Raw genomic sequence first — 5,847 nt, forward strand, 5'->3', positions numbered from 1 at the left:
CGATTGTAGTGATGTTTATGAGGATGATTTTAAGTCAAAATAGCGACTAAATGAGGTTTTTTCACAGCCTGACGTTTAGCTGCTTGCAGAAGTGGCGAACTTCGAAACCACTCAATTTTCGGCTTAACGAAAACTTGATGCGAAACGGTAATTCCACTAAATTCCAGCTAGCTCAAAATGGTTGTTAGCGGTTGTGCTTATTCTTCCACAACATTAAACTTTCATTAGGTAAATCATATTCGTATATTTTTTTAGAAATGCTGTCAACATAAATCCATCCATCCGTCGAAAATCTTAAATCTGAACCGTCTTTTTCTGATACATCTTGGCCAATTTGGAAAATGTAGTAATTTGTAGAATCAGTTTTTTCCGTTCTGTCAAGAAGCCATTCAACATTTTCTTTATTTTTCACTGAAATTCTAATAAGCTCATTATCCGAATTTTTCACATAATCAGCAATTAAATCATCGTACCAGTTTTTTGTTTTTGGTTCAGTATCTGAATTCACAGTTTCATTATTTAAAGACAACGAATCAATCTGTTTATCAGAAATGTTTTTTTCGTCTTTATATGTTTTATTACAGGATGAGATTACAATTGAAATTAATATTAAAAGCGCTTTTTTTTTCATTTAAAAATATGTTTTTGTTTTCTGAATTTTCCCCATTTAGGTAGCATTACCGCTAACTAATATTTATACCTCTTTTAATTAAATAATCTCTTTACTCGAAACAAAAATCCACAACAAAAGGAAAGTATACTTTCTTCTTATTGTGGATTAATTTTGTTTTTACGTGGTTTTCAAATGTATGATATTTTTTATTAAAATGTATTTATAATTATAAAAATCAAATCTACTTATTAACAACTTCAATACTTTACGGTTTCCCTCATTTCACCCGTAATTATGAAAATAAATTGCGATAACCCCCACAATCCCGCGTGAGGGACGGAAACGAAAAGCCCACAGCCACGCCTTTTTTTGGCGGGGCGAGGACTTGTAGTGCACTGCCCGACCGTAGCTTTGGCGAAGGGCACGCCCAAAAAACAGTTGTAGTAGCCTGCAAAATGAAAATGTTGTAACACTGACCGCTAAATTTTATAATAATATTAATAACTTGACGGTTTAAAATAATGTAATTTGGCAACTTGCTAGCGCATTTAATTCTTGATAAATAACGACATGGATAAGATAAAAATATTGTGGGTAGATGACGAGATTGACTACTTGAAACCGCACATCCTTTTTTTGGAACAAAAAAATTATAGTGTAACAACTTGTAATAATGGTAGGGATGCCATAGATATTTTTGAGAATGAGAGCTTTGACGTGGTTTTTTTGGATGAAAATATGCCGGGTATGAGTGGGCTGGAAACGCTGTCAGAAATGAAGGAGAAAAAAAATACGGTTCCCATGATTATGATTACCAAAAGTGAGGAAGAGTATATTATGGAGGAAGCGATAGGCTCTAAGATTGCCGATTACTTGATTAAACCAGTGAACCCCAATCAGATTTTGTTGAGTTTGAAAAAGAATTTGGATCACTCGCGCTTGATTTCGCAAAAAACAACACTTGACTACCAAAAGGAGTTTAGAAAAATAACCATGGAAATGGCTATGGTCAATAGTTATGAAGATTGGGTGGAATTGTATAAAAAATTAATTTTTTGGGAAATGCAACTCGAGACCATCAACGATCAAAGTATGGTTGAAATTCTAGAGTCGCAAAAAGCCGAAGCCAACTCGCAATTTGGAAAATTTATAGAACGCAATTACGAAGATTGGTTTTTACCTAAAGCAGATAAACCCGTGCAGTCGCACACTTTATTTAAGGAAATTATTGTACCCGAATTGGTTAAAAAAGACAAACCTGTCCTGTTCATCGTCATTGATAATTTGCGTTACGATCAATGGAAAGCTTTTGAGGGTGTGGTTACCGAATACTACAAAGTGGAAAAAGAGGTTCCTTATTACTCCATTTTACCTACTGCAACACAGTATGCTAGAAATGCTATTTTCTCCGGTTTATTACCAATAGAAATGGAAAAACAATTTCCGCAATACTGGAAGAATGACCCTGAAGAAGGTGGGAAAAATTTATTTGAAGCCGAATTCCTGACTGCACAGTTGAAACGTTTGGGATTGAAAATCAAGGAAGATTATTTTAAAATCACCAACTTGGCTTCAGGAAAAAAACTGGTGGAGAATTTTAAAGGCTTAAAAGACAATGATCTTGTGACGGTGGTCTACAACTTTGTTGACATGTTATCGCACGCCAAAACCGAAATGGATGTCGTGAAGGAATTAGCGCCCGATGATAAAGCGTATCGTTCATTAACACTCAGTTGGTTTAAAAATTCGCCTTTGCTAGAAATCATACAACAAGCCCAAAAACTGGGTTTCAAACTGGTATTAACAACAGACCACGGAACAATAAATGTCAAAAATCCGTCAAAAGTGATTGGGGATAAAAACACAAGTTTGAACCTGCGCTACAAAACAGGCCGAAGCCTTACGTATGAATACAAGGATGTTTATGCCGTTAAGGAACCAAAAAAAATAGGTTTACCTGCCATTAATATGAGTAGTTCGTATATTTTTGCCAAAAATGATTTGTTCTTAGCGTATGTTAATAATTACAATCATTATGTGAGCTATTATAAAAACACTTATCAACATGGGGGAATATCACTGGAAGAAATGATTATACCGTGTTTGGTATTGAATCCGAAGTAATTTTTTTAGTTTTCTTAGTTTCAGGTTTAAAGTTTCAAGTTGACTAGATGGCGTTTTTAAATAAATAGTGGGAAAGTTTTGAAGTTATTTTTTACCACATAGAAAAAACATAGCCTATTTTATCAAAAAATGTAGGCGTGTTACTTGACAATAGAAAATCATAGCTATGTAAATTCAAGAATTGAACTATTTTAATCTTTTTCATCTATGTTTCTATGTGGTTATAAAAAGGTTTAAGGTTTTTTAAAATTGTTTAAAGTTTCCCGTTTCATGAATAAAAGTTAACCGCAAATTCGTAAATTAAAAAGCATAGATTAGCGGAATTAATTTGCGAATTTGCGGTAGCTATTTCAACATAATTCATAATTAATAATTCATAATTAATAAAGATGGAATTTATTTTTTCATTAGAAGATATCGCCTCAGTGGCGGAAATAGTCGTAGCACAAAATCCCAAAAAAGTGATTCTTTTTCATGGAGAAATGGGTGCAGGTAAAACCACCTTTATTAAGCAATTGTGCAAGACATTGGGCGTAACAGAAGCTACAAGTAGTCCTACTTTTTCGTTAGTAAACGAGTACGAAACAACCGATCATCAAACTGTTTATCACTTTGATTTTTATCGATTGAAAAACGAAACCGAAGCTTTGGACATGGGAGCCGATGATTATTTCTATTCAGGAAACTGGTGTTTTATTGAATGGGCGGAGCAGATTCCAAATTTAATTCCTGATGAACATTCAGTAATCACTATAGAAGTACTAGCAGATGGAAATCGCAAACTACATTTAAACTAAAATACCAAATGAAGCCCGAAAACACAGTTAGTATTATTCCGTTTTCAGATGAATTAAAAGACGCCATCAAAACCTTGAATGAGGAATGGTTGTTACGCTATTTTAAGCTAGAACCAAGAGATATCGAAGTTTTATCAAACCCACGAAAATTCATTTTGGATCAAGGTGGTAAGATCTATTATGCACAGTATAACAATGCTATTGTAGGTACCGTTTCCTTAATAAAAGTAAGCAATACGGATTATGAGCTAAGTAAAATGGCTGTGACTGATGGTGTTCAAGGGTTAGGAATAGGAAAAAAAATGATAGACCATTGTATCAAAGAAGCGCAAGCGATGCAACTTAAAAAACTAATTTTATATTCGAATACAAAGCTAGAAACAGCGATTCATTTGTATAAAAAATATGGTTTTGTCGAAGTTCCCTTGGAAAACAATATATACGAACGATCCGATATCAAAATGGAGCGCATTATAGAAAAAGTATAAAAAACCAATATTTAGATTTCTAAGCATTTAAATTGCCGTATTTTCAATCTTTTTTATGTAATTTTACTCTTTAATCAGCACTGTAATCATGTCAATATCTCTTTATCCATTCACAAAAGAACAGTTATTACCTCAAGAAGAAAAACTAGAAGTCGGTAGACGAAAAAGCGAACTTTTCATTGGTATACCTAACGAGACAAGCTATCAAGAGCGCCGTATATGCTTGACGCCAGATGCGGTAAACTCACTCACTTTTCAGGGACATCGGGTAATGATCGAATCTGGTGCTGGAGAAAATTCCAGTTACTCTGATAAAGAATACAGTGACGCAGGTGCCGAAATTACAAACGATACCAAAAAAGTATTTGGATGTCCTATGATCTTAAAAGTAGGCACTCCTACCCTCGCCGAAATTGAAATGATGAACAATCAAACAATTCTGATTTCGTCAATCCAGCTAAAAACAAAAAACAAAGCCTATTTTGAGGCTTTGGCCAAGAAAAAAATAACAGCACTCGCTTTTGAATATATAAAAGATGAAGATGGTTCATATCCTGCCGTTCGCTCATCAAGTGAAATTGCAGGTACCGCCTCAATCTTGATTGCAGCCGAGTTGATGATTACAAACGAATTTGGAAAAGGACTTTTATTTGGTAATATTACCGGCGTTCCTCCAACCGAGGTTGTCATTATTGGTGCAGGAACAGTAGGCGAATTTGCTGCCAAAACAGCCATTGGACTAGGCGCCACAGTAAAAGTATTTGACAATTCCATTACAAAACTACGTCGTTTACAAAACAGTTTAAACCAGCGCATTTTCACATCAACCATTCAGTCCAAGGCATTGCTAAAAGCCCTGCGCCGTTGCGATGTAGCTATTGGTGCCATGCGTGGGGTGGATCGTTGCCCAGTAATCGTGTCCGAAACCATGGTCGAGCACATGAAAAAAGGAGCCGTAATTGTAGATGTAAGCATCGATACTGGCGGTTGTTTTGAAACCTCAGAAGTTACATCTCATGAGCGTCCTACCTTTATAAAAAGTAATGTTTTGCATTATTGTGTGCCCAATATTCCATCACGATATTCAAAAACAGCTTCGCTTTCAATCAGCAATATCATCTCTCCTTTTTTAATGAAAATTGCCGAAGATGGTGGTCTAGAAAGTGCCATTCGTTGTGATCGTGGATTAAAGCACGGAGTCTATTTATACCACGGAATCCTGACTAATAAAGCCATTGGAGACTGGTTTGACATCCCTAATAACGACATCAATTTAATTGTGTTTTAAGAAATCTTTACTTTACCTTTGCCAAAAAAATAATTCATGAAATTCGCACAACGTTTTGCCTACTATTTAGTGGGATTAATTATCGGCCTCTTTTTTGTAGCTATGGTTTTCAGCGGTAAAGACACCCGTTGCAATTATTTCCCAAACGCTCGAGTACTAAACGACATTCGCAATAAACCCTTCGATTATTCCCCAAACGCTTCCAAAGTACTGGCCGAAAGCTGGATTGACACCATCGATATCAAAAATACTTTAGAATTTGGTGACGTAGACTTCGATAAAAGCAATACAGAATTTCACAAAGCTAAGCTGTATGTGATTGAAGGAAAAACAATGAAAAACATCCCTATTACACTTAAAATCAGCAATCGCGAAGACAAAGCGGTTTTAGAAGAAATTATAAAAAAATAGTACGATCCTTATTTTGGGCGTGCCAGCAATAAAAAAAATGGGCTAATTATCAGGAGGGCACTGAAAAACTACGCATATTTTGATTAACGTCGTTTTCTAGAGATTAAAAAAGCGCTTATAATAGGA

At 35.1% G+C, this 5,847-nt stretch carries 6 protein-coding genes; 5 read left to right on the plus strand and 1 reads right to left on the minus strand.

Annotated features, from left to right (window positions below; all coding sequences use genetic code 11):
* Positions 1–184: 184 nt before the first annotated feature.
* Complete coding sequence (locus H8R24_RS17520; RefSeq protein WP_187021651.1) at positions 185–631, minus strand: hypothetical protein; 447 nt, start codon at positions 629–631, stop codon at positions 185–187.
* A 552-nt stretch (positions 632–1,183) separates the two neighbouring features.
* Here H8R24_RS17520 and porX point away from each other — a divergent pair.
* From porX to H8R24_RS17545, 5 genes are all read left to right on the plus strand, one after another.
* Positions 1,184–2,737, plus strand: a complete 1,554-nt coding sequence (gene porX, locus H8R24_RS17525; RefSeq protein ID WP_187021653.1) for a T9SS response regulator signal transducer PorX — start codon at positions 1,184–1,186, stop codon at positions 2,735–2,737.
* A gap of 389 nt (positions 2,738–3,126) precedes the next feature.
* Entirely contained in the window at positions 3,127–3,534 is a 408-nt protein-coding gene (tsaE, locus tag H8R24_RS17530; RefSeq protein WP_187021656.1) for a tRNA (adenosine(37)-N6)-threonylcarbamoyltransferase complex ATPase subunit type 1 TsaE, read from the plus strand.
* Between the two features lie 8 nt (positions 3,535–3,542).
* Positions 3,543–4,022, plus strand: a complete 480-nt coding sequence (locus H8R24_RS17535) for a GNAT family N-acetyltransferase (protein WP_187021658.1) — start codon at positions 3,543–3,545, stop codon at positions 4,020–4,022.
* Positions 4,023–4,110: 88 nt separating this feature from the next.
* Entirely contained in the window at positions 4,111–5,310 is a 1,200-nt protein-coding gene (locus H8R24_RS17540; RefSeq protein WP_187021661.1) for an alanine dehydrogenase, read from the plus strand.
* A gap of 36 nt (positions 5,311–5,346) precedes the next feature.
* Positions 5,347–5,721 (plus strand): DUF4258 domain-containing protein, encoded by a 375-nt coding sequence (locus tag H8R24_RS17545; protein WP_187021663.1) that lies wholly within the window; start codon positions 5,347–5,349, stop codon positions 5,719–5,721.
* Positions 5,722–5,847 lie beyond the last annotated feature (126 nt).

This window comes from Flavobacterium muglaense, from assembly GCF_014305155.1.
Taxonomy (GTDB): domain Bacteria; phylum Bacteroidota; class Bacteroidia; order Flavobacteriales; family Flavobacteriaceae; genus Flavobacterium; species Flavobacterium muglaense.